The 24,066-nt window shown below is 70.8% G+C and carries 22 protein-coding genes and 1 tRNA gene; 11 read left to right on the forward strand and 12 right to left on the reverse strand.

Annotated features, from left to right (window positions below; genetic code table 11):
- Nucleotides 1–48: 48 nt before the first annotated feature.
- The 6 genes from RE421_RS03040 to RE421_RS03065 are packed head-to-tail and all read right to left on the reverse strand — an operon-like array spanning nt 49 to nt 7,734.
- Nucleotides 49–1,872 (reverse strand): protein kinase domain-containing protein, encoded by a 1,824-nt coding sequence (locus tag RE421_RS03040; protein WP_309814121.1) that lies wholly within the window; start codon nt 1,870–1,872, stop codon nt 49–51.
- Nucleotides 1,869–3,317 carry a penicillin-binding transpeptidase domain-containing protein gene (locus RE421_RS03045; RefSeq protein ID WP_309814125.1) on the reverse strand — a complete coding sequence of 483 codons (1,449 nt, stop codon included), beginning with the start codon at nt 3,315–3,317 and terminating at the stop codon, nt 1,869–1,871. Before RE421_RS03045 ends, RE421_RS03040 begins: the two co-directional genes overlap by 4 nt.
- Nucleotides 3,314–4,729, reverse strand: coding sequence for an FtsW/RodA/SpoVE family cell cycle protein (locus RE421_RS03050; RefSeq protein ID WP_309814130.1), 1,416 nt, complete (start codon nt 4,727–4,729; stop codon nt 3,314–3,316). The genes RE421_RS03045 and RE421_RS03050 overlap by 4 nt, the downstream gene beginning before the upstream one ends.
- Nucleotides 4,729–6,297 carry a protein phosphatase 2C domain-containing protein gene (locus RE421_RS03055; RefSeq protein WP_309814132.1) on the reverse strand — a complete coding sequence of 523 codons (1,569 nt, stop codon included), beginning with the start codon at nt 6,295–6,297 and terminating at the stop codon, nt 4,729–4,731. Before RE421_RS03055 ends, RE421_RS03050 begins: the two co-directional genes overlap by 1 nt.
- A 5-nt stretch (nt 6,298–6,302) precedes the next feature.
- A complete protein-coding gene (locus tag RE421_RS03060) occupies nt 6,303–6,830 on the reverse strand; it encodes an FHA domain-containing protein (RefSeq protein WP_309814134.1) in 528 nt (175 codons plus the stop codon).
- Nucleotides 6,823–7,734, reverse strand: coding sequence for a DUF3662 and FHA domain-containing protein (locus tag RE421_RS03065; protein ID WP_309814138.1), 912 nt, complete (start codon nt 7,732–7,734; stop codon nt 6,823–6,825). The genes RE421_RS03060 and RE421_RS03065 overlap by 8 nt, the downstream gene beginning before the upstream one ends.
- 236 nt (nt 7,735–7,970) lie before the next feature.
- Between RE421_RS03065 and RE421_RS03070 the strand changes: the two genes are divergently transcribed.
- Nucleotides 7,971–8,054: transfer RNA gene (locus RE421_RS03070), tRNA-Leu, on the forward strand.
- 107 nt (nt 8,055–8,161) lie between these two features.
- On the opposite strand, the gene RE421_RS03075 is transcribed toward RE421_RS03070, so the two are convergent.
- Nucleotides 8,162–8,512, reverse strand: coding sequence for a universal stress protein (locus tag RE421_RS03075; protein ID WP_309814140.1), 351 nt, complete (start codon nt 8,510–8,512; stop codon nt 8,162–8,164).
- Between the two features lie 141 nt (nt 8,513–8,653).
- On the opposite strand from RE421_RS03075, the gene RE421_RS03080 reads away from it, so the two are divergent.
- The 3 genes from RE421_RS03080 to tctA are packed head-to-tail and all read left to right on the forward strand — an operon-like array spanning nt 8,654 to nt 11,719.
- Nucleotides 8,654–9,679: a tripartite tricarboxylate transporter substrate-binding protein gene (locus RE421_RS03080; RefSeq protein WP_309814143.1), complete on the forward strand. Its 1,026-nt coding sequence runs from the start codon at nt 8,654–8,656 to the stop codon at nt 9,677–9,679.
- A complete protein-coding gene (locus RE421_RS03085) occupies nt 9,676–10,212 on the forward strand; it encodes a tripartite tricarboxylate transporter TctB family protein (RefSeq protein ID WP_309814147.1) in 537 nt (178 codons plus the stop codon). Before RE421_RS03080 ends, RE421_RS03085 begins: the two co-directional genes overlap by 4 nt.
- A gap of 1 nt (nt 10,213) precedes the next feature.
- Nucleotides 10,214–11,719 (forward strand): tripartite tricarboxylate transporter permease TctA, encoded by a 1,506-nt coding sequence (gene tctA / locus RE421_RS03090; protein ID WP_309814149.1) that lies wholly within the window; start codon nt 10,214–10,216, stop codon nt 11,717–11,719.
- A gap of 3 nt (nt 11,720–11,722) precedes the next feature.
- Here tctA and RE421_RS03095 read toward each other — a convergent pair whose 3' ends face one another.
- Nucleotides 11,723–12,928 (reverse strand): glycosyltransferase family 1 protein, encoded by a 1,206-nt coding sequence (locus RE421_RS03095; protein ID WP_309814153.1) that lies wholly within the window; start codon nt 12,926–12,928, stop codon nt 11,723–11,725.
- A gap of 11 nt (nt 12,929–12,939) precedes the next feature.
- Nucleotides 12,940–14,178: an NAD-dependent epimerase/dehydratase family protein gene (locus RE421_RS03100; protein WP_309814156.1), complete on the reverse strand. Its 1,239-nt coding sequence runs from the start codon at nt 14,176–14,178 to the stop codon at nt 12,940–12,942.
- A gap of 248 nt (nt 14,179–14,426) precedes the next feature.
- Here RE421_RS03100 and RE421_RS03105 point away from each other — a divergent pair, with 248 nt between their 5' ends.
- Entirely contained in the window at nt 14,427–14,990 is a 564-nt protein-coding gene (locus RE421_RS03105) for a YceI family protein (protein ID WP_309814159.1), read from the forward strand.
- 95 nt (nt 14,991–15,085) lie between these two features.
- Here the strand turns inward: RE421_RS03105 and aqpZ are convergent, their stop codons facing one another.
- Entirely contained in the window at nt 15,086–15,871 is a 786-nt protein-coding gene (aqpZ, locus tag RE421_RS03110) for an aquaporin Z (RefSeq protein ID WP_309814162.1), read from the reverse strand.
- A gap of 178 nt (nt 15,872–16,049) precedes the next feature.
- On the opposite strand from aqpZ, the gene RE421_RS03115 reads away from it, so the two are divergent.
- Nucleotides 16,050–16,772, forward strand: coding sequence for a dienelactone hydrolase family protein (locus tag RE421_RS03115; RefSeq protein ID WP_309814166.1), 723 nt, complete (start codon nt 16,050–16,052; stop codon nt 16,770–16,772).
- A gap of 6 nt (nt 16,773–16,778) precedes the next feature.
- A complete protein-coding gene (locus RE421_RS03120) occupies nt 16,779–17,657 on the forward strand; it encodes a hypothetical protein (RefSeq protein ID WP_309814167.1) in 879 nt (292 codons plus the stop codon).
- Here the strand turns inward: RE421_RS03120 and RE421_RS03125 are convergent.
- On the reverse strand, nt 17,654–19,048 hold the full coding sequence (locus tag RE421_RS03125; protein ID WP_309814170.1) for a solute carrier family 23 protein: 1,395 nt from the start codon (nt 19,046–19,048) through the stop codon (nt 17,654–17,656). The genes RE421_RS03120 and RE421_RS03125 overlap by 4 nt on opposite strands.
- A gap of 53 nt (nt 19,049–19,101) precedes the next feature.
- Between RE421_RS03125 and RE421_RS03130 the strand changes: the two genes are divergently transcribed.
- The gene (locus tag RE421_RS03130; RefSeq protein ID WP_309814173.1) at nt 19,102–20,052 is read left to right on the forward strand and encodes a carbohydrate kinase; all 951 of its coding nucleotides are present in this window, start codon (nt 19,102–19,104) and stop codon (nt 20,050–20,052) included.
- A 1-nt stretch (nt 20,053) separates the two neighbouring features.
- A complete protein-coding gene (locus tag RE421_RS03135; RefSeq protein WP_309814175.1) occupies nt 20,054–20,932 on the forward strand; it encodes an HAD family hydrolase in 879 nt (292 codons plus the stop codon).
- 1 nt (nt 20,933) lies between these two features.
- On the opposite strand, the gene RE421_RS03140 is transcribed toward RE421_RS03135, so the two are convergent.
- Nucleotides 20,934–21,374, reverse strand: a complete 441-nt coding sequence (locus RE421_RS03140; RefSeq protein ID WP_309814178.1) for a universal stress protein — start codon at nt 21,372–21,374, stop codon at nt 20,934–20,936.
- 120 nt (nt 21,375–21,494) lie between these two features.
- On the opposite strand from RE421_RS03140, the gene RE421_RS03145 reads away from it, so the two are divergent.
- Together RE421_RS03145 and RE421_RS03150 are read left to right on the forward strand one after the other, a co-directional pair.
- On the forward strand, nt 21,495–22,382 hold the full coding sequence (locus RE421_RS03145; RefSeq protein WP_309814183.1) for a glycerophosphodiester phosphodiesterase family protein: 888 nt from the start codon (nt 21,495–21,497) through the stop codon (nt 22,380–22,382).
- A 57-nt stretch (nt 22,383–22,439) separates the two neighbouring features.
- Entirely contained in the window at nt 22,440–23,996 is a 1,557-nt protein-coding gene (locus RE421_RS03150) for an aldehyde dehydrogenase family protein (protein ID WP_309814185.1), read from the forward strand.
- Nucleotides 23,997–24,066 lie beyond the last annotated feature (70 nt).

Genomic DNA, 24,066 nt, shown 5'->3' on the forward strand with positions numbered 1-24,066 from the left:
TGATTCGTCCTGTTCTCGCAAGGGGTCCTGGGTGGAGCGACCGACAGCCTACGCCGCGGGTTCCCCGTCGGTGTCCGCGGCCGCCTCCGGTGTCTCGTCCTCACCGTCGCCGGGCTCGGGCGCCGAGGCGCCCTGGGGAGCCGTCGACGCCGTGCCCGTGGTGGTCGGGGCGGAGGAGGTGGCCGGCGGGGTCGTGCTCGGGGCCGGTACCGAGGAGGACGGCGGTTGCGTGGTCTCGGCCGGGGTGGACGGAGGCGGCGTGGTGGGCTCCGGGCCGGAGGAGTAGTTGACCAGGATCTCGGTGCCCAGCGGGATGGCCTGGCCCGTGGGGGCCAGCCGCAGCACCGTTCCCGCGGGGGCGTCATTCTGGACCTCCTCCGCGACCACGGTCATCCCCAGGGCCCGCAATTCTCCTGCGACCTCCTCGAAGTCACGGCCCAGGTACTGGTCCGCCTGGATGCGGACCGCCTCCGGCTCCGTCTCGCTCGGGCTCGGGGACTCGGTGATGGGCTCGGAGCTGCTGGGCGAGGGGGAGGCCGCTTCCGAGGACGAGGCCGAGGAGCTCTCCGAGGCGGGGGGCGCCGAGGACTCCTCGCCAGCGCCACCGGTCAGTTGGGGACCCAGCCAGATCCCCAGGATGACGAACACGATCAGCGCCAGCAGGCCGATCAGCGGCCAGGTCCACGGACTACGCCGCTTCCGCCCGGCCGTGCGGTCCAGCTCGTCGTTGTAGCCCGGCTCCGCGTCCCCCGGCGCGCCGTACGCTCCGCTGTCCTGGCCGCCGTCGGGATGCTCGGTGGCGGAGATGGCGCCGGCCGCACCGGCCGCACCGGCCGCGCCGGCTCCGGCCACGGGCAGCGCGGACGTGCCCGTGTTCTCCGAGCCGGAGGCAGCGCTGATGACCTCGGTGGCATGGGTCTGGGACATGCCCGAGTAGTCGACCGCCTGGGTCATGGCCTGGGTGGGGGCGCCCTGGGCGGCCGCCGCCGCGGCCGCGGCGCCGCCGGTGAGGAACGGGATCATGCCGGGCACCGCGGCGGCGGCGGAGGCGGTGTCCTGCCGGCGCAGGGCCTCGGCCGCCTCGGCCAGGGCGGTGGCGTTGGCGGGCCGCTCGTGCGGCTCCTTGGCGAGCATGGACATGATCAGCGCGCGCACCGGCTCGGGGATGGTGTCCGGCAGGGGCGGCGGCGGGTCGTTGACCTGGGCCAGCGCGATGGCGATCTGGGACTCGCCCGAGAAGGGCCGGTGCCCCACGAGGCACTCGTAGCCGATGACGCCGAGCGAGTAGATGTCCGAGGATCCGGTGGCCTGCTGCCCGGTGGCCTGCTCTGGGGCGAGGTACTGCGCGGTCCCCATGACCTGTCCGGTGGCCGTCAGCGGCACCTGGTCCGCGAGTCGGGCGATGCCGAAGTCGGTGACCTTGACGCGACCGTGCGGGGTGATCAGCAGGTTGCCCGGCTTGATGTCACGGTGCACCAGTCCCTGGGAGTGGGCGGCCGAGAGGGCCCGGGCGGTCTGCGCCATGATGTTCAGCGTCCGGTCCGGGGAGAGGACCTTCTCCTTGTCCAGGATCGCCGAGAGCGGCGGGCCGGGCACGAGCTCCATGACGAGGTAGCCGGAGCCGTCCTCCTCGCCGTAGTCGAAGACGTTGGCCACGCCGGGGTGGTTCAGCAGCGCGGTGTGCTGGGCCTCCGCCCGGAACCGGCGCAGGAAGTTCGCGTCCCCGGTGTACTCCTCCTTGAGGATCTTCACCGCCGTCTGCCGCCCGAGGACCTTGTCCTTGGCCTTCCAGACCTCACCCATGCCGCCGATGGCGATGCGTTCGGTGAGCTGGTACCTGCCGCCCAGCGTGATACCCGATGTCGGCCTCACTGTGTGACCACCGCCTCCATGATTTCCTTCAGGTTGGTCGACGTCAGCGCGCTGCCTTGGTCGAAGTCGATGTTCTGGTACACGATCGTGACGGCCACCTGGGGATCGTCCGCGGGGGCGAACCCGGTGATCCAGGAGTTGACCAGGTCGTTGTCCGCGCCCAACTGGGCGGTGCCGGTCTTGGCCGCGATGTCCACGGTGTCGGACTGGGCGCGGTAGGCCGTTCCGCCGTCCAAGGGGCCGCGCATCAGCTCGGTCATCTGCTCGGCGATGTCCGGGGTGGTGGATCGCAGGAAGACCTCCGGCTGCGTCTCCTCCAGCAGGGTCAGGTCCGAGCCGCGGATGGTGTCGATCAGCTGCGGCTTCATCAGCGTCCCGTCATTGGCGATCGCCGCGGCGACCATGTTCATCTGCAGGGCGGTGGCCTTCACATCCCGCTGGCCGATCGAGGACTGCGCCAGGGCGGCGTCGTCGAGGTCCTCCGGGAACTGTGAGGCGGCCACCGTCAGCGGGATCTCGAAGGACTGGTTGAAGCCGAAGTTCTCCGCCGTCTGACGGATCCGGTCCTGGCCCAGCTCCATGGCGGCCGTGGCGAAGGGCGTGTTGCAGGACTGCGCGAAGATCTCGGCGAGGGTGGCCCGGTCCATGTTCCCGCACAGCCCGCCGCCGAAGTTGCCCAGCTCGGTGCTCGAGTTCGGCAGGGTGATGGAGTCCGGGACGTCCAGCACCTGGTCCGGCTCGTACTCGCCGGACTCGAGCATGGCCACCGTGTCGATCAGCTTGAAGGTGGAGCCCGGCGCCGGCAGGGAGGCGGTGGGCCGGTTCACGTACGGGCTCAGCCCGGGCACGGACTGCAGCTCCTCCATGTTGGCCGAGGCCTCGGCTCCGCTGTGGGTGGCCAGCAGGTTCGTGTCATAGCTGGGCTTGGAGGCCATCGCCAGGACATCCCCCGTGGCGGGGTCCGAGATGACCACGGAGCCCTGGACGCCCTCGGGCATCACCGAGTACGCCAGTTCCTGCATCTCGGGATCGATGGTCAGCTCCACCTGCGCACCCTCCATCTGGGTGCCGGAGAACAACTGGATCAGCCGGTCCACGAACTGGCCGTCCGAGGACCCGGCCAGGTGGCGGTTGAGCTTGTCCTCCAGTCCCGTGGCGCCGTAGGTCAGGGAGTAGAAGCCGGTCAGTCCCGAGTACAGGTGGGTGTCGTGGTAGACGCGCTGGAAGTTGAAGTCGTCCTTGGACTCCACCGATTCGGCGATCGGATTGCCGTCCACCAGGATCGGCCCCCGCGCCGAGCCGAACTCCTGGTAGAGCTGGCGCGAGTTGAAGTCGTTGTTCTTCAGCGCATCGGCGGCCAGGACCTGGATGATGGAGATGGCCACGATCAGCACCATGAACATGGCGATGACCACGACCCACGTGTTGCGGATGGCCTGGTTCATGCGGTCACACCTCCCGCGGGCGTGGTCAGGGGGACCCCGGCGGTGCGGTCCTGATGGCCCGAGCCGGAGCCGGAGGCGTTGACCATGGGCCCGACCGCCACCGGCTTGCGGGCGGACTGGGAGACCATCAGCACGAGGGCCACCACGATCCAGTTGGCCAGCAGGGAGGAGCCTCCGGCCGCCATGAACGGGGTGGTGAGTCCGGTCAGCGGGATGACCATGGTGACGCCGCCGATCACCACGAAGCACTGCATGGCCATGGTGAAGGCGAGCCCGGCGGCCAGCAGCTTGCCGAAGGAGTCCCGGGTGCCCAGGGCGGCGCGCAGCATCCGGGTGACCAGCAGGACGAAGAGCATCAGGATCGCCGAGAGGCCGATGAATCCGAGTTCCTCGCCGAAGGAGGCGATGATCATGTCCGAGTTGGCGTAGGCCACGATGTCCGGCCGTCCCCCACCGAGTCCGGTGCCCACGAGCCCGCCCGAGGCGAGCCCGAACAACCCCTGCACGATCTGGTAGCTGCCGGCCCCCCGGTTGTAGACCTCCGGGTCGAAGGCGTTGAGCCAGGCGTCCACGCGCAGGCCCACGTGCGAGATCGTGTTCACCGCGAGCAACCCGCCCACGGCCACGAGGACGAGTCCGAGGATGATCCAGGACACGCGGGAGGTGGCCAGGTAGATCATGGCCATGAACAGGCCGAAGAACAGGATGGCCGATCCGAGGTCACGCTGGAACACCAGCACGCCCATGGAGATCAGCCACGCGATGATCAGCGGCCCCATGTCCCGGAAGCGCGGGAAGGTCACCGGACCGATCCTCTTGCCGGCCAGCAGGATCAGGTCGCGGTTGGCCGAGAGGTAGCCCGCGAAGAAGACGGCCAGGGTGATCTTGGCGATCTCGCCGGGCTGGAAGGTGCCGATGCCGAGGTTGATCCAGATCCTCGCCCCGTTGATGGTCACGCCCAGGCCCGGGACCAAGGGAAGCAGCAGCAGGATGCCGGAGGTGGCCAGGAACAGGTAGGGCCAGCGCCGCAGGACCCGGTGGTCCTTGAGCAGCCACAGCAGGACGATGGCCACGCCCATGGCCAGCACGGTCCACATCAGCTGCCGGCCGGCGGCGTTGTCCCCCTCGGCCACGTCGAGGCGGTGGATCATGGCGATGCCCAGGCCGTTGAGGGTGACCACGATCGGCAGGATGTAGGGGTCCGCGTACCGGGCGCGCAGCCGCAGCACGAGGTGGAAGACGAGGGCCATGATGGCCAGCACGGCCCCCTGCACCCAGTAGTCGGAAGTGATCGGCCGGTCCATCCCCAGGCCGGCGAGCATGCTGGCGCCGATGCCGATGCACAGGCCGACGATCAGCAGCACCAGTTCGGTGTTGCGCCGCGGGCGGGGAAGCGTTGGATCCTGGGGCATCAGCGATCACCTCCTGAGGGGGTGGCGGGCGAGGTGGTGGCGGAACCCGAGGGCGACGGGGAGCCGGTGGGGGAGGCCGAGTCACTGGGCGAGGCACTCGGGGACGGAGTGGGATCGGGGGCCACCGAGGTCTCCAGCTGGTCGACGATCTGCTGGGCGTGCTCCAGGTCCCGGGCCGGCAGCCCGGACTCGACGCGCTGGCGGGAATAGGCCGGCAGCTCCTCCAGGGACACCTCGGTCTCGGTGTCCAGGTGCGCGAGCTCGATCGGGCCGAGCCGTTGGGAGACCCCGTTGAAGATGGCCACCCGGCCGTCCTGGGCGCCCACGAAGTACTGGGTCTGGGTCCAGAGGTAGCCCCACAGCAGCAGCACCGCGAAGATCAGGGCCAGCAGGGCGGTGAAGACCGGGATGAACACGGAACGACGTCGGCGCGGCCGGTCCTCCTCCCGGTTCCCCTCCCGGCCCCGCGGGTCCGCCGCGGGGCCGTCCGTGGTGGAGTCCTCCGGCGCGCGGTGGCCCTCGATGAGGTCAGCGGACGCCGTGGCGGCTGCGCCGGCCTCCGCGGGCACGGGTTCGCGCGGCGGGTGGGTCCCCTCGGCCTGGTCCCCGAGGGCTGGGGCGCCGGTGAGCAGGGCGGCGGCCCGCTTCTGGGTGCTGCGCCGGGTGACGATCGGGATCTTGCCGGTCTGGGTGGCGAGTTCGGCCGCCCCCACCAGGACGTGGGGGCGGGACTCGAGGTCCTCGCGCAGCAGCGAGGCGGAGACGGGCCCGGCCTGGGCGGGGGTGGCGGCCGCGAGGGCCTGCTCGGAGAGCTGCGCCGGCGTGCCGGCCTCGGACTCGCCCTCGGCGGCCTGCTGGACCTCGAGCACCACCACGGTGACGTTGTCCGGGGCGCCGCCGGAGAGCGTCAGCTCCACGAGCTCGTCCGCCACCGTCTGGAGGTCGGCGCGGTGCCGCAGCTTCTGCTCGATCACGGAGGGCGGCACCACGGCCGTCAGCCCATCCGAACAGAGCAGCCAGCGCTCGCCGGGGGCGGCGTCCAGCGCGGAGATATCCAATTCGGGCGAGGCGTCCACGTCACCGAGGACCCGCATGAGCACGTTCTTGTGGGGGTGGGACTCCGCCTCGGAGGGGTCCAGGCGTCCCTCGTCCACGAGCCGCTGGACGAAGGTGTGGTCGACGCTGATCTGCTCGAACGTGTCGTCCTTGAACCGGTAGGCCCGCGAATCCCCGATGTGGGCCACGTGGATGGTCTCCCCGGCCAGCAGCATGGCCGTGCAGGTGGTCCCCATCCCGGCGAGCTTGGGACTGGCATGCACCAGGTCGTTGAGGATCAGGTTCGCGTTCTGGATCTCGTCCGGCAACACGGTGGCCGGGCTGGCGTAGCCGCTGGCGTCCAGGGGGGCGAGGTCCAGCACGGTGGAGGCGCTGGCGACGTCACCGCCCACGTGCCCGCCCATGCCGTCGGCCACGACGGCGAGGTGCAGACCGGCATAGGCGGAGTCGTCGTTCTTCGACCTGACCCTGCCCACATCGGATCGCGCGGCGAAGCGGAAAACCAACGGCATGGGGCTCAGGATCCCAGTTCCAGCACGGTCTTGCCGATCCGGATGGCGGTCCCCGGGTCAACGGCCACGGTGCGAGTGAGCTGCGAGCCGGCTACGTAGGTGCCGTTCGTGGAGCCGAGGTCCTCCAGGAACCAGCGGGAGCCCTGCGGGAACAGGCGGGCGTGCCGACCGGAGACGTAGTCGTCGTCCAGCACCAGGTCGGCCTCCTGGGCGCGGCCCAGCAACAGGGGCGCGCCGTGCAGGTCCACCACGGAACCCCGGAGTGGTCCTTCGGTGACGTGCAGCTGCGTCGGCAGGGGCCGGACCGGTTGCTGGCCCGTGGTGTTCCCGCCGGAGCCCGCCGAGGCGGGTGCGGCGGAGGACGAGGCGGAGACCGACGCCGGGGCGGGGGCGCCGGCGGCGCCGCGCGGACGGACCTTGTTGCGGGCGCCCACCATCAGGTCGCGCCCCTGGGAGGAGACGATCGAGATGATGAGGATCCACAGGACCAACAGCAGGCCCAGCCGGAGTGCGGCGACGGCGAGTTCACTCATGGCGGTTTCCTCCCTGGCCGCGGGTGTCCCGGGCGGGCAGCATCCGGAAGACCATGCTCACCCGTCCCATCCTGATCCGGTCGCCGTCCCGCAGGACGGTGGATCCGTCCACCTTGCGGTCGTTGACGTGGAAGCCGTTGGTGGAGCCCAGGTCCACGGCCATGACGGTGGCTCCCCGGGTGATGATCTCCAGGTGGCGGCGCGAGACGCCCGTGTCCTCCACCAGGATGTCCGCGTCCGCGGCACGGCCCAGCACGATCGAGTCCGCGTTGAGCCCGTACTTGCGGCCGTCGATCTCGAGGACCGGCTGCAGCGGTGTGTCCGGCCGTGACGGCTGGGCGGGGCGCTGCGGCGAGGGACTGGGGGTCGGCCGCCGCACCTCTGTCCGCGGGGCCGGCGGGGGCACGGGGTGGGGGACGGGAGCGGCCGCCGGGACCGGGGCCTGGCGGTCCACCGGGGCCTGGTCCACCGCGGCGGACGAGCCGGTTCCGGAGGGTGCCCGGCCGGCGTCCTGCGAGGGGGCCGAGCCGCCCGTCTTGTCCGAGGCGGTCTCGATGTCCAGCTTGCCGGCGCGCAGCTCCGCGTCCTCCACGAAGGTGACGCGGACCGGGCCGTGCAGGGTGTAGCCCTGGTCCCGGGCGTGGCGGATGGCCTCGTCGCAGAGTTCCTCCGCGAGGGCAGAGCCCCACTTGCGGGCCTGGTCGAAGTCCGCCGTGGCGAACTTGACGGTGAAGACATTGGGCACGAACGTCCGGCCCTCGGAGAGGACCATGGACTCGTCGTCCATGGCCAATCTCAGGGCATTGGCGATCTCGACCGGCTTGACTGCTCGGGAGCCGCCGGCCGAGAAGGCTGACTGCACAGCCTTCTCCAGGCCGCGCTCGAGGTTATCCAGAAGACCCACGAGGGGTGCTCCTTTCCGCAGATGTCTTTGACGATAGTACGCGGGACGCATGAGCATTCCGTGAGGAACAGGCCCTTGACGGGTTGCAATGCGGTTGCGATGAGGGTGCCGAGGCGCCGTGCAGCACCTCGATTTGGGATTCCGGCGAGGGTCGGGATAGGATGGATCCTGCTGTTCTGACCGGTACGAAGGATTCCATACAGGCCTTTCGACCGGGAAGATCAGACCAGAACCTCGCGCGAGTGGCGGAATTGGCAGACGCGCTGGCTTCAGGTGCCAGTGTTCGAAAGGACGTGGGGGTTCAAGTCCCCCCTCGCGCACGCGAGTTGTACACGAAGGCCCCGGATCATCGATCCGGGGCCTTCGTCGCGTCACGGGTCGTCGACCCCGCTGCTGCGGCGTGGCCGACCTGCGTGATGCTGGGGGCTTAGGGCTTCACGCAGATGACCGGGGCCTGGGCCTCCAGGATGATCTGCTGGGCGGCGGACCCCAGCAGGAACTTGCCCACCGGTGAACGGTGGCGCACGCCGACGACGATCACCGAGGCGTCCACCCGCCCCGCGGTGTCCAGCAGGTCGCCGACGGCGTCGCGGCCTCGGGCTTCCGGCTCCGCGTACTCCTCCGTCACGGCGGCGGCCGAGGCCACGGCCGGGTCCGGGCGGTCGCCGGAGAGGGCGAAGTACAGCACTTCCTCGCCGCGCCGGGCGGCCTCGCCCACGGCGAAGCGGTGCGCCGCCAGGCCTTCGTTGGTGCTGGATCCGGCCACGAGGACTGTCATCGCTGTGCTCCTTGCTCGGTGGGCTCTGTCCGCAGCCGAACGCTGCGTCTGACTTGCATCCTAAACGCTCGCTATGGTGGGCTATGTCACCGCACGAACTCCGCCTGCCACGCGCCTGCCACACCACCAGAAGGGCCCTTGATGAGCCAGCCTCAGGCTGTCCAATCCCCAGAGCGACCCCGGACCCGGCGCATCGGGACGGCGATCTTCGCTGTCCTGGCCGCCGCCGTCATCGGCGTGGCGTCCTTCTTCTCCATCCAGTCCGCCTCCGGGGGGACAGACGTGCGGGGCAACCTGACGCTCATCGCCCCGGCAGCAGCCGGCGGAGGCTGGGACACCTTCCAGCGTGAACTGCAACAGGCGATGCGGACCAACGGCCTGGTCAACAACGTCCAGGTGGTGAACGTCCCCGGGGCCGGAGGCACCATCGGGGTGGGCGTGCTCTCCCAGCAACCGGAGGCGAACAACCTGATGGTCGGCGGCTCCGGCCAGATCACGGCGCAGATCCAGTTCGACACACCCTCAAGGATCCAGGACGTCACCCCCGTGGCCAAGGTCCTAGAGGAATACGACATCGTGGCGGTCCCCGCCGACTCACCGTTCGAGTCCATGGACGACATCATCGCGGCCTGGACCCAGGACCCGCGGGGCGTCGCCTGGACCGGCGGCGGGTCCTTCGACCAGCTCGTCATGACGGACATCGCCCTGGACGCCGGAATCCCCGTGGCCGACACTACCTACATCCCCTCGGACGGCGGCGGCGAGGCGATCCAGGCGCTGCTCAACGGCACGGCGGACGTCACGGCCGGCGGCTTCGCGGACATCTACCCCCAGGTGGAGTCCGGTCGCCTGCGCGTGCTGGGTGTCGTGGCCGAGGAGCGGCTGAGCGGCACCCCGGAGATCGAGGCGATCCCGACCCTCGTGGAGCAGGGCATCGACGTGACGATCACCAACTGGCGCGCCCTGTTCGCCCCGCCCTCAGCCACGGACGAGGAGATCGACCAGTTGCAGGAGCTGGTCGCCGAGACCGTCGCGACCCCCGAGTGGCAGGCCACCGTGGAGCGCAACTACTGGCGCGAGGCGCCGCTGCAGGACGAGGAGTTCGGGCAGTACATTCAGGACGAGACGGACAGGATCGCCACCCTGTTCGAGGAGATGGGTCAGTGAGCACACCGGACGCCGCGGTCACGCGGAACACCCCCACCCCCGCTGCGGCGGGCACGTTCTGGGAAGGCCGGTCCGGGCTCATCATGCCCGTGCTGATCACCGCCTTCTCCCTGTTCTTCATCATCGGTTCCATCGCCATGGACACCGGGGACGCGGACTTCCCCGGCCCGGGCTTCTTCCCCACCCTGATCGGGGTCGTCGGGCTCGTGCTCGCCGCCGTCATCACGGTGGGCCTGCTCCGCCACCCGGAGCGCCCTGACGGCCACGCCGCACAGACCACCCGCTTCCACTCGGACTTCACGTCCCTGGGCTGGGCCGTCCTGGGCTTCCTGGCCTTCGCGGTGCTGCTGCCCTGGCTCGGCTGGATCTTGGCCTCGGGCCTGCTCTTCTGGTGCGTGGCGCACGGCTTCGGCTCCCGGCGGCCGGTCTTCGACATCCTGGTGGCCTTGTTCATGGGATCCGTGGCCTACCTCGCCTTCGACGTGGCCCTCGGGCTGAACCTGCCCTCCGGCATCCTGGGCGGGGGGTTCTGACATGGAGTCACTCAACCTGCTGATGGAGGGCTTCGCCGGAGCCTTGACGCCGGTCAACCTCATGTGGGTGGTCATCGGCTGTCTGCTCGGCACCGCCGTGGGCGTGATGCCCGGGCTTGGCTCTTCCATGGCCGTGGCCCTGCTGCTGCCGATGACCTTCGCCCTGGATCCCACGGCGGCCTTCATCCTCTTCTCCGGGGTGTACTTCGGTGGCCTGTTCGGGGACTCCACCATGGCGATCCTCATGAACACCCCGGGACAGGCCTCCGCCATCGCCTCCACCTTCGAGGGCCACAAGATGGCCAAGTCCGGCCGGGCGCCCCAGGCGCTGGCGACGGCGGCGATCGGCGCGTTCATCGGCGGCTTCATCGCCTCCGTCGTCGTGGTGTTCTTCGCCCCGGTACTGGCCGAACTGTCCACCTTCTTCGGTCCCGCCGAGTTCTTCGCCCTGGCGTTGTTCGCCTTCGTGGCCACCTCGTCCGTGGTCTCGGACTCCGTCCCGAAGGGTCTCGCCGCCCTCGTCCTCGGGCTGGGCATCTCCACCATCGGCATCGACTCGGTGACCGGCACCGAACGCTTCACGCTGGGGGCCCCGCAGCTGTTCGACGGGATCTCGCTCGTCACGGTCACCGTGGCCATCCTGGCCCTCGGCGAGGTGTTCTTCGTGATCTCCCGGGCTCGGCGCACCACCCAGAACCTGAGGACGCGGTCGGCCGGACGCCCCTGGCTGAAGCTGGCGGAATTCCGTGAGGCCCTGCCCGCCTGGGGGCGTGGCACCGCGATAGGACTGCCCTTCGGCATCATCCCCGTGGGTGGATCCGAGGTCCCGACCTTCCTGGCGTATGACGTGGAACGCCGGCTGGACCGGCGCCGGAGGAAGCCCATGTTCGGCAAGGGTGCCATCCGCGGGCTCGCTGCCCCGGAGGCCGCCGGCAACTCCACCACCGGCATGGCCATGGGCGCACTGCTGGCCCTGGGCCTGCCGGTCTCCGCCACCGCCGCCATCATGCTCGCCGCCTTCCGCCAGTACGGTCTGCAGCCGGGCCCGCTGCTGTTCGACCGCAACCCGGACCTGGTCTGGGCCTTGCTGGCCAGCTTCTTCCTCGCCATGGTCGTGCTCCTGATCATCAACCTCCCGTTCGCGCAGCTGTGGGCCAAGCTCCTGCTCATCCCCCAGCCCTACCTGTATGCCGGGATCGCCCTGTTCTGCGGCCTGGGCGTCTACGCCACCTCGGGGCGGGTGTTCGACCTGCTCCTGCTGCTCGGGATCGGGGTCGTGGGCTTCCTGATGCGCCGCTACGGCTACCCGTTGGCACCGCTGATGATCGGCATGGTGCTCGGCCCCTTGGCTGAGACCTCCATCCGGGACGCGTTGCTCTCCTCCGCGGGAGACTTCTCCATCCTGGTGTCCAGCCCGATCACCTGGACCATCTACGGCCTGCTCGCGGTGGTGCTGGCCTTCACCGTGCGGAACGCGATCATCCAGCGCACCCGCCGGGACGTCTGAGCGTCAGTCCGTGGCCCGTGGCATCGGCCGGGCGAAGCGATCCAGGAACGGTCCGTTGAGATCCCGGTGCCCGCTGCTCCAGTGGGCCTCGATCGCCCGCTCATAGAAGCCGACCAAGGCCTCGGTGGCCGCGCGCCAGGAATGCCGCTCCGCCTCGGCGCGGGCCGCGGCGCCCATCTCCGCGCGCCGGCCGGTCTCGGTGAGCAGCAGTGCCAGGCGGTCCACCCAGCCGCCCACGTCGTCGGGATCGACCAGGAAGCCGGTGCCGCCGTCGTCGATCACGAAGGGGATCCCGCCCGCCCGGGCGCCCACCACCGGCACGCCCGAGGCCATGGACTCCAGGGCCACCAGGCCCAGCGTCTCGGTGGTGGAGGGGAAGGCGAAGGCGTCCGCGCTGGCGTAGGCCGCGGCGAGGCCGGGCCCGGACAGGTAGCCGGTGAACACGGTGTACGCCGGATCGAAGCGCTTCCTCAGCTCGTCCAGGTACGGCCCGGAGCCCACCATGGCCAGCCGGGCGCCGGGCACGCGCTCGCGCAGCCGGCGCATCACCCCCACCAGCCGGTCCAGGTCCTTCTCCCGGCTCATCCGGCCCACGTAGACCACGAGCGGCGCCTCCGGATGCCCGTCCGTCAGGGTGGCGCGCATCTCGGCACTCGCGTTCGTGGGGCGGTATCCCACCGTGTCCACGGCCTTGGGCCACAGGTCCACCCGCTCGATGCCGACCTGCCGGGCCCTGTCCACCATGGGACCGGAGGTGCACAGGTTGACCTCGGCCTTGTTGTGCAGGAACTCGATCCAGGCCTCGATCGGGTGCCGGGCCCACCCCACGCGCAGGGACTCGGTGTACTGGGGCACGTCCGTGTGGAAGCTCGCCAGCTGCGGCAGGTCGCGCCGGCCGGCCGAGAGCACGCCGTAGGCGGACAGCCAGATGGGGTTGACCGTGTGCACCACGTGCGGGTGGAAGGACTCCATGGCCCGGGCGATGGCCGGCGTGGGGACCCCGACCTTGAGCTCCGGGTACAGGTAGCGCAGCGAGAAGCTGCGCACCCTGACGACCTGGTGCCCCGCGTACTCGGCCGGCGGATCCCCCGGGGCGAACAGCAGCACCTCGTGGCCCATCTCGCCGAGCTGTTCCAGGGTGCGCACCACCCGGGTCACCACGCCGTCGATCTTCGGCAGGAAGACCTCGGTGAACATGGCGATGCGCATGCGGTCGGCCCCTAGGAGACCGGAGGGACCGGAGAGATCGACGACGGCACGCCGGCCTGCTGCTCGGCCGTCCACAGGCTGGTGGCCGGCACCTTGGACAGGTCCGCGCGGTCCTTGTACCTCTCGGCGATCTGCTCGACCTCGAGCAGCAGGCCCTCGGACAGGGTGGTCGGGTTCAGCCCCAGGTCCAGGAACGTGTCGTTGACGACGTGCAGCTCGTTCTCCGCCGATTCCTTGCGCGGGTTCGGCACCATCGCCACCTCGGCACCGGTGATCCTGCCGATGAGCTCGGCCAGGTCCCGGACGCGGTGGGTCTCGGTCATCTGGTTGAAGATCTTGACCCGGTCGCCGGTGGCCGGCGGGTTCTCCAGGGCGATCTGGATGCAGCGGACCATGTCCTGCAGGTGGATGAACGCGCGCGTCTGCCCGCCCGTGCCGTGCACCGTAAGCGGGTAGCCCACGGCGGCCTGCATGAGGAAGCGGTTGAGCACGGTCCCGTAGTCGCCGTCATAGTCGAAGCGGTTGATCAGCCGTTCGTCGCGCTGGGTCTGCTCGGTGTGGGTGCCCCAGATGATGCCCTGGTGCAGGTCCGTGATCCGCAGCGAGTCGTTCTTCACGTAGTAGGCGAAGAGATGCTGGTCCAGGACCTTGGTCAGGTGGTAGATCGAGCCCGGGTTGGTCGGGTAGAGGATCTGCTGCTCGATCCGGTGCGGCTCGACCGCGTTGCCCTCGGCGTCCTCGCGGGCCGTGACCTCCACGTCCAGGTAGCCCTCGGGGATCTTCATGCCCGCGGTCCCGTAGCCGTAGACGCCCATGGTGCCGAGGTGGACCAGGTGGATGTCCTGGCCGGACTCCACGGTGGCGGCCAGTACATTGTGGGTGGCGTTGACGTTGTTGTCCACCGTGTAGCGCTTGTTGCGGGGGGACTTCATCGAGTAGGGGGCGGCCCGCTGCTCGGCGAAGTGGACCACGGCGTCCGGCGCCTCCGAGCGGAAGAACTCCACCAGTGACTCGTAGTCCTGGGCCACGTCCAGGAAGGCGAAGCCGATCTCCTTCCCCGAGATCTCCTTCCAGGCCGCGCGGCGCTCGGACAGGGAGCGGATCGGTGTCAGGGACTCGGCCTCGAGCTCCTCGTCGATCACGCGGCGGGAGAAATTGTCCACGATGATCACGTCATGGCCCTGATCGGAGAGGTGCAGGGCGGCGGGCCACCCGCAGAAACCGTCGCCGCCGAGGATCGCAATCTTCACAAGTACTCCCACTGCTGGTTGGAAAGGAAGGGCCCCTCCGACCCTATCCAACCGGCGGGCCTGCCCGAAGTGATCGCGACCCGATGAGTCACGGCCCGCGTCGCGGCGCCGATCCGTTCACCCGACGTTCATCCACGGCGCGGGAATAGTTCCGCCCGGGGTATAGTTCTATTGAATGTTCAACCAAAAAGGGTGGAACGGCCGGACTGCGGTCCGGACGCCACCGGCCATCTCAGAGGAGACCTCACATGACCGCAATGACCCCCGGTACCTGGAACCTGGACGCCACCCACACCGACGTCGACTTCACCGTCCGTCACGCCGGCATCTCCAAGGTGCGCGGCACCTTCAACGCGGTGGAGGGCTCCCTCGTGATCGGCGAGGACCGCAACGCCTCCTCCGTGAAGGTCACCATTGACGCCAACTCCATCGACACCGGCCAGCCGGACCGCGACGGCCACATCAAGTCGGCCGACTTCTTCGAGACCGAGGCCCACCCGAACATGGTCTTCGAGTCCACCGAGGTGCGCGGCGACGCCGCCGGCGAGTTCGTGCTCGCGGGCAACCTGACCATCAAGGGTGTCTCCCAGCCGGTCGAGCTGAAGGCCGAGTTCGGCGGACAGACCGTGGACGCCTTCGGCATGACCCGCGCCGGCTTCGAGGCCACGGGCGAGATCTCCCGCAAGGAGTTCGGGATCACCTGGAACGCCCCGCTGCAGGCCGCGGCCGGTGGCGTGCTCGTCTCCGACGCCGTCAAGATCCAGATCGACGCCTCCTTCGTGCTCCCGGCCGAAGAGGGCGCCCAGGCCTGAGCCTGACCCCACCCCCGCCACGGCGGGTCCAGGGGGCCGGTGCCACGCTCCCGTGGCACCGGCCCCCTGCCGGCCTCTGGGCGTCTGCCCCCGGCTCAGGCGGTCGCGTCGTGGGCCTCGTGCCCGGCGATGTCGGCGTTGACCGTCGTGCGGTCCGGGAAGAGGAGCTGGTAGGTCAGCCCCGCGATCGCGGCACCCACGAGCGGCGCCACCAGGAACAGCCACACCTGGCCCAGCGCCTCCCCGCCGGCGAACCACGCCACCCCGAGGGAACGGGCGGGATTGACCGAGGTGTTGGACACCGGGATGGAGATCAGGTGGATCAGGGTCAGGGACAGCCCGATCGCCAAAGGACCGAAGCCCGCCGGAGCCCGACGGTCCGTCGCCCCGAGGATCACGTAGAGGAACACGGCCGTGAGGACGACCTCGATGATCAGCACGGAGAGCAGCGAGTAGCCGTCCGGGGAGCGCTCGCCGTAGCCGTTCGTGGCGAAGCCCGACTCCGCGGCGCTGAAGCCCTCCTTGCCGGAGGCGACGGCCAGCAGCACGGCCCCGGCCACCGTGGCGCCGAGGATCTGGACGACCAGGTAGGGGCCGACGTCGGACCACTTCGTGCGGCCCGCCAGGGCCGTGCCGAGCGTGACGGCCGGGTTGAAGTGGCCGCCGGAGACATGCCCCACGGCGTAGGCCATCACGAGCACTGTCAGGCCGAAGGCCAGGGCCACCCCGAGGAATCCGACGCCCCTGTTGACGCCCGCCTCCGCGTCCAGGACTTGGGCGGCGAAGACGGCGGTGCCGCAGCCGCCGAACACGAGGACGAAGGTCCCCAGGAACTCGGCGGACCAGCGGGCGGCGGTGCTGTGGGCGGATGCGGATGACATGGTGCGGACCTCCGGACGGTGACGGCGGTCCGCCGCCTGTCCACCGAGCAGTGGACAGTGCAACCGGCCGCTGCAGCCCAGTATCACCACTGGTGCCGTGCGGGCGCACCCCTAGACTGGCGGGACGATCACCACCCGACGCACCGCGCTCCCGAGCGCGGCACCCAGGAGGACCGCCATGGCCGGAAAGACCCCGCACCAGAACACCACCTTTGCCCTGCCGGAGAAAGAGGGGTCCGCCGGCGGCGTGAACCTCGGCCACGGCTACCTGGCCACCCCGGAGTCCGGTTCAGGACCCGGCGTGATCGTGATCCAGGAGTGGTGGGGCCTGACGGACCACATGAGGGATGTGTGCGACCGGCTGGCCTCCGAGGGCTTCACCGCACTCGCCCCGGACCTCTTCGGCGGCTGGGTGGCCCATGACGGCGAGGAGGCCGGGGAGATGATGCAGAACCTCCCCGCCGAGGCCGGTGCCCACCAGTTGGCCGGGGCCGTGGACTACCTGCTGTCCCAGGACTCGGTCACCTCGAAGACCGTCGGCACCGTCGGCTTCTGCATGGGCGGCGGGTTCGTGCTGGCGCTGGCCGCCGAGCAGGGCGAGAAGGTTTCCGCGGCCGTGCCCTTCTACGGCGTGGGCCAGGCCGTCCCGGACTCCTATGCCGGCGTGAAGGCCGCCGTCCAGGGCCACTACGCCGAGCAGGACTCCATGTTCCCGCCCGAGGAAGCCCGCGCCCAGGAGCGGCAGATCCGCGAGGAGTCCGGCACGGAGGTCGAGTACTTCTTCTACGACGCCCCGCACGCCTTCCACAACGACGAGAACCCCCAGGGCAACTACCGCCCCGAGGAGGCCGCCCTCGCCTGGTCCCGCGCCGTGGGGTTCCTCCGGGACAAGGTCAAGTAACCGCTGGTGCCCGGCCCCCCATCCGGCCCGGCCGTGCCGGCCGTCCCGGAGACCCTCTTCCTCTCCACCATCCCCGGCGCCTCGCCGTCCAAGTGGGTGGATCGCTTCACCTCGCGTGAGCGCCGGGTCCAGCTGGTGAATCACGACGTCGGCGGGCAGGTGGCCTTCCTGGCCCCCGGACCCGGGGGCTCGGCACCGCGCGGACTCCCCCAGCTGGGCTACCTGCGCTGGCGGCTGGACTCCTCCCCGGAGCAGCTGCTGACGGCGGCCGGCGTGGACCCGGCGGACGTCCACGTGGTCCGGTTCTACGAGGAGGATCCGGTGGTCTGCGTGGGCCAGGACCACCTGCTGGCCGCGTGGGACGTCGAGGCCGACGGGCCCGTCCCCGCCGCGGAGCTGGACACTGCGGAGGTCATGGACCCGGCGCGCTTCGCCCCGGAGCCCCCGGCCGACCCGCTGGACGCCCCCGAGGTCCCCGGCTCCGGCGAGCGGATGGCCGTGGAGATCGTGGCCACGGGCGCCGGCCACGTGGTGCTGCCCGCCTCCGTGGCCCGGATGTTCGGGCGCAAGGACGTGGTGGTGCTGCCCCTGGCCCGGGATGCCGCCCAGCCCGGGTGGGCCGTGGGCCTGGCGTGGCTGCGGACCGTGGACTCCCAGCTCGTGCAGGACTTCATCGGGGCCGCGAAGGGCCGGCGCCCTGGATCCTCCCGGAACGACCACCTCCGGGACGGCACCTCCGGGACGACGCCGGCCGGCCGGCCCCGGGCGGCATCCGGCACGGCGCGCTCGGGTCAGGCGGGATCGTCAGGCTCCGCCCGCGCTTCGGGTCCGTCCGGCAAGAGCGGTAAGAGTGGCAAGGGGTCCAAGGGCGGCCGGCGCCGCTAGCCCAGGCGGCCGGGCTCGGAGGACTCGTAGGGGTTCTCGTCCGGATCCGCGGGCACGGGTTCGGTGCCGCGCCACCGAGCGATGAGCGTCATCAGGTGGAACACCACCAGCACGGCGGCGGTGCCCAGGGCGATCCCGCCGAACTGCATGCCGCCGAGGTCCAGGACCGGGTCCGCGATCGCCACGATCAGCCCGGCGCCGGCCGACATCAGGTTGATGGTGTTGGAGAAGTCGACGCGGTTCTGCACCCAGATGCGCACGCCCATCACGCCGATCATGCCGTAGAGGATGATGCCGGCCCCTCCCGCGACGCCGGCGGGGATGGTGTTGATCAGGGCGCCGAAGGTGGGGAAGAAGGCCAGGGCCAGCGCGAAGAACCCGGCCACCCAGTAGGCGGCCGTGGAGTAGACGCGGGAGGAGGCCATGACCCCGATGTTCTCCGCGTAGGTGGTGGTGCCCACGCCGCCGCCGAGGCCGGAGAGGGTGGTGGACAGGCCGTCCGCCATCAGGGCCCGGCCGTTGGAGGAGTCCAGGTTGCGGTTCGTCATCAGCCCGACCGTCTTCACGTGGCCGATGTTCTCCGCCACGAGCACGAGCACCACGGGCAGGAACAGGAACAGCACGTCCCAGTGGAACTCGGGGGCGTGGAACGGGGGCAGGCCGATCCAGTCGGCCTCGCCGACCGGGGAGAAGTCGATCTGGCCCTGGGCCAGGGCCACGAGGTAGCCGACCACGATGCCGAGCAGGATGGACAGCCGGCCCAGCAGGCCTCTGAACAGCACGGCGCACACCACGATCGCCAGGGCCGTGGCGAAGGTGGTCAGCGGGACCTCGACCATGGCCTCGGTGGTGGAGCCGGCCAGGTTCAGGCCGATCAGCGCCACGATGGTGCCCATCACGACCGGCGGCATCAGGGCGTGGATCCACCCGGTCCCGGCCTTCTGGACGATCAGCCCCACGAGGAACAGGGCCACGCCGGTGACGAGCACCCCGCCCAGGGCGCCGCCGATCCCGTGCTGGTTCATCGCGGCCCCGATCGGGGCGATGAACGCGAACGAGCTGCCGAGGTAGGACGGCACCCGGCCGGCGGTGAGGAGCAGGAACAACAGGGTGCCCACTCCGGAGAAGAACAGGGAGGCGGTCACCGGGAAGCCCGTGATGGTGGGCACCAGCACCGTGGCCCCGAACATGGCCATCACGTGCTGGATGCCCACGCCGACGGTCTGGGGCCAGCCGAGACGCTCATCCGGGGCCACGACCTCCCCCGGCGTGATGCGGCGGCCGTCGCCGTGGACGGACCAGGCGAGGCCGAGCCGGGAGGTGAGGGGCCGGCGTCGTGCCTTCGGGTTTTCCGGGCCTGACGGGCGGGGATGGTGCTCGGATGAGGTCATCGCGATCCTTCGGGGGAGGGGAAATCAACTGAGCCGTAGGGTACCGTTGATTTGTGACTGACTACGTGGGTGTGATCGGCGAGGCGCTCGTCGACGTCGTCCTGTCCGATACCGCAACACCGCGGGCCCACGCCGGCGGCAGTCCCCTCAATGTGGCCGTCGGGCTGGCCCGCCTCGGGGAGAACGTCTTCTTCACCGGCCGCTACGGGCGGGACGAGTACGGCACCATGGTCCGCGAGCACCTCGAGCGCAACGGCGTGGCCTCGGTGCTGACCCCCGATGGGCTGCCGACCTCCGTGGCGACGGCCCGCCTCGACCCGACCGGGGTGGCCCACTACGACTTCGACCTCGACTGGTCCCTGCCCGAGACGGCGGAGATCGACCGCCTCGTCCGGCAGGTCCTGGCCCAGGGCGGCCGGGACCGGACCCTGAGCCACCTGCACACCGGCTCCATCGCGACGATGCTCGAGCCCGGCGCCTCCACCGTCATGGAGCTGCTGACCATCCTCGAGCCGGACGTCACCCTGAGCTACGACCCGAACTGCCGCCCCTCGATCGTCCCGGACCGCACCACCGCGAGGCGCCGGGCCGAGGAGTCGGTCGCGCTCGCGGACATCGTGCACGCCTCGGATGAGGACCTGGCCTGGCTGTACCCGGAGCGTTCCCTTGAGGACGTGATCGTCGAGTGGCAGCGGATCGAGCCGGCCCTGGTGGTGGTGACCCGGGGGGAGTCCTCGCTGCTGTGTGCCACGGCCGCCGGACTGACCGAGCACCCCGTGGCCCCGGTGGAGGTCGCGGACACCGTGGGCGCCGGCGACTCCTTCACGGCGGCCCTGCTCGTGGCCCTGAAGGACCGGGGCCTGCTGGGTGCCGAGAACCGGGAGGCCCTGCGGGGGATCGGCGCCGAGGACACGGCCGCCGTGCTCGCCTACGCCGCCCGGGCGGCCGGGATCACGTCCTCCCGGCTGGGCGCCGATCCGCCCACGCGGGCCGAGCTGGGCTGAGATGCCGCAGCAGCGCCGCCCGCGGATGATCGCCAGCGACCTGGACGGCACCATCATCGGCTACGACCACACGCGCACCGGATTCATCACGGACCGGACCGTGGAGGCCTTCCAGGCGGCCCACGACGCCGGCATCCAGGTGGTCTTCGTGACCGGTCGGCCGATCCGCTGGCTGAACCCCCTGACCCGGGCCCTGGGCCACGCCGGGCCCGTGATTTGCTCCAACGGAGCCGTCATCTACGACCTCGTGCGGGACGAGGTGATCGAATCCCGGCCCATGGACTTCGAGACGGTGCTGCAGGCCCGGGAGATGATCGCGGCGCTCGACCCCTCGGCGTCCTTCGGCGTGGAGACCGTGGAGGGCTTCCACCTGGAGGAGGCCTTCCTCGAGCGGCCCGGCGCCGGCGACGCGCGGGGAGCCCTGGAGCCGGACGGGCCGCCGCCCGAGCTCGCCGCCGGGATCCACGTCGGAACCCGGATCCAGGAGGTGCTGCCGGCGGACCCCGAGGTGGTGAAGTTCCTGGCCAAGACCCGCTCCAGTGAGCCGGACGCCTTCCTCGCGGAGGTCAGGCAGCTGCTCGGGGACCTGCTGGCCGTCACCCACTCCGCTCCGGGCGTGGCCCTGCTGGAGATGTCCCGCCCGGACGTCAACAAGGCCACCACCCTGGCGGGGTTCGCCGCGGAGCTCGGGATCTCCGCCCGGGAGGTGGTGGCCTTCGGGGACATGCCCAACGACCTGGAGATGATCGACTGGGCGGGCACCGGCTATGCCGTGGCCTCCGGCCACCCGACCCTGCTGGCCGCCGCCGACGCGACGACCGGGGCCTGCGACGACGACGGCGTGGCGCGGGAGATCGAGCGCCTGCTGACGCTGGACTGAGCTAGGACTTCCGCTCGTGCGTGTAGGCCACGTAGACATCGCACGGCGCCTGGGAGGCCACATCCCGGGCGATGCTGCCCAGCATGCGCGCCATGCCCTGGACCCGCTTGTTGCCGACCACGATCACGTCCGCCCTCAGCCGCTCGGCGGCCTTGACGAGGGCGTCGCCCGGCTTGCCCTCGGCGGCCTCGGCGCGGATGGTCAGACCGGCGAAGTCGCCCCGGACCGACCGCGCCACGGACTCCGCCGTCTTGAGCGCCTCTTCCTCGTTGCTGTAGTGGAACTTCTCAGGGCCGCTCTCGAACGTGGTGGACTCGTACCGGCCGTAGGCGCAGATCAGGTGCAGCGTGGCACCCAGGGCGCTGGCCAGTTCGGCGGCCTTGCGGGCGGCAGCCGCCGCCGTCTCGCTGGCGTCCACTCCGGTGATGATGGTTGAGGTCATGTTCCGACTCCTTTGACGGTCCCGTCCCTGATACGCGGTACGGCGGAGTCTACCCAGCGCACACCGCCCGTGTCTGGCGCACTGGGGGACGCAGGAGGGCGCGGGCGTTAGGGTGGCACCGTGAAGCGTTCCGTCCTGCCTCCGTACCTGAGGGAGTCGCTGCCCGGCCGGCAGGGCTGGCCGCTGGCCTTCGCGCACCGCGGCGCGGACACGGCCCGGGAGAACACCCTGCCCGCGTTCCGCCGGGCCGTGGAGCGCGGCTACGGCTACCTCGAACTCGACGTGCGCACCACGGCGGACGGTGTCCTCATGGTCTTCCACGACGAGGCCCTCGATCGCATCACCACGGGGTCCGGCAGGCTCTCGGACCACACGTGGGAGGACCTCAGCCGGCTGCGCGTCATCGATCCGGCGGCCGTCCGGGCCCGGGCCGCCGCCGGGACCGGGCAGGAGGCGGGCCGGGATCCCGGGACCGCCGGGACCGACCTGCTGGAGGGCGAGCACCTGCTGCGCTTCGAGGACCTGCTCACCGAATGGCCGGACGTGCGGCTGAACGTGGACCTCAAGGATGACGCCGCGGCGGACGCGATCGCCCCGATCATCCACCGCCATGACGCCTGGGACCGGGTGCTGATCGCCTCCTTCCATGATTCCCGACGCCGGCGCTTCACCCGGGCGGCCGGGCGGCGGATCGCGATGTCCGGCGGGGGGCTGGCCATCGCCGCGCTCGTGGTGGCGGCACCGCTGGGGCTGGCCCGGTTCGTCGGGCGCCGGCTGGCCCACGTGAATTGCGTCCAGGTCCCCGTGAAGCAGGGGCCGATCCCGGTGGTGACCAGGACGTTCGTCTCCCGGTGCCAGGCGGCCGGACTGCAGGTCCACGTCTGGGTGGTGGACGACCCGGCCGAGATGGAGCGCCTGCTCGCCCTGGGCGTGGACGGGCTCATGACGGACGACGCCGAGGCCCTGGCCTCCGTGATGGAGGCCCGGGGCCACTGGCCCCAGCGGTGAGGCGGCGGTGACTGGGACGGCTGCGCGGTATCGGGTACCTGCCGTTACCGTGGTCGCATGACTCAGCCTTCGTCCCGGATTCCTGACTTCATCGCGGACCAGACCCTGCACCCCGATCGCCTCGGGGAGCACGCCGATCCCGAGCAGGAACTCTTCGGGCCGGCCGACGAGGTGCCGGTCCCCTCGGGCCCCGCGGTGGCGACGGGGACTGAGGAGCCGGGCGCCGCCGTCGTGCGCATGCGTCAGGCCGCCACCCTGCGGCTGGCCCATCCGCGGCGCTTCCGGGCCGCCCAGCTCAAGGGGATCCGCCGCCTGCTGGAGGAGGAGTCCGGGGCCATCTGCGCCGCGCTCGCCGCTGACCTGGGCAAGCCCGCCACCGAGGCGATGCTCACCGAGGTCCAGCCGACCCGTGGCGAGGTGGACCACGCGCTGCTGTACCTCACGGACTGGATGGAACCGGAATCGGCCAAGGTCCCCCTGACCTTCCGGCCCGCCGCGGCCAAGATCGAGGCGCGGCCCCTGGGCTCGGTGCTGATCATCGCCCCGTGGAACTACCCGTTCATGCTGCTGATGGCCCCGCTCGTGGCGGCCGTGGCGGCCGGCAACACCGTGGTGCTCAAGCCCAGCGAGAAGGCCCCCGCGACCTCCGAGCTGATCGGCCGCCTGATCCCCCAGTACCTGGATCCGCGCGCCGTCGCGGTGGTGCAGGGCGGGGCCGAGGAGGTGCAGGCGCTGCTGGCCGAGAGGTTCGACCACATCTTCTACACGGGCGGGGAGCGCGTGGGCCGGATCGTCTACGAGGCCGCCGCCCGGCAGCTCACCCCCGTGACCCTGGAGCTGGGCGGCAAGTCCCCCTGCGTGGTGGCGGACGGGCGGAACTGGTCCGCGATCGCCCGGCGGATCGCCTTCGGCAAGTTCACCAACGCCGGCCAGACCTGCGTAGCCCCGGACTACGTGCTGGCGGTGGGCGAGGAGACGCAGCGCCAGCTGGAGAAGCACCTGCCCCAGGCCATCGAGGAGTTCTACGGGACGGATCCGCAGCAGTCGCCGGACTACGGGCGGATGGTCAACGCCGAGCACCTGGAGCGCACCGTGGCGCTGCTCGAGGACGCCTTGGCCGGCGGTGACGGGCGTGCCCCGGCGCGGCTGGTGCACGGCGGCCGGGCCGACGTGGCCGACCGGTTCCTGGAGCCGACCGTGCTGTCCGACGTGCCCGCGGACAGCGCCCTGATGGCCGAGGAGATCTTCGGGCCCATCCTGCCCATCATCCGGGTGGACACCTTCGAGGAGGCGGTGGAGTTCATCACCTCACGACCGCACCCGCTGGCGGCGTATCTCTTCACGGACAAGCACCGCTACCACCGGGCGTTCGAGGAGCGGGTCACGGCCGGCGGCATGGCCTTCGACGTGGCCCTGCTGCAGGTGGGCCTGACCTCGCTGCCCTTCGGCGGCGTGGGTCCCTCCGGCATGGGCACCTACCACGGCCGGGCCGGCTTCGAGACGTTCTCCCAGCTGCGCCCGGCCCTGACCAAGACCGACCAGGTGGACACCCTGCGCATGGTCTACCCGCCCTACACGTGGGCCAAGCGCCAGGCCCTCAAGCGCCTGCTCTGACCGACTCTCGCATCCAGGTCGCACGAAATGTCCCCGATCTGGCCGGAACGGGGCTACTTCGTGCGACCTC

It is taken from the genome of Citricoccus sp. I39-566 (genome assembly GCF_031432995.1).
Classification (GTDB): Bacteria; Actinomycetota; Actinomycetes; order Actinomycetales; family Micrococcaceae; genus Citricoccus; species Citricoccus nitrophenolicus_A.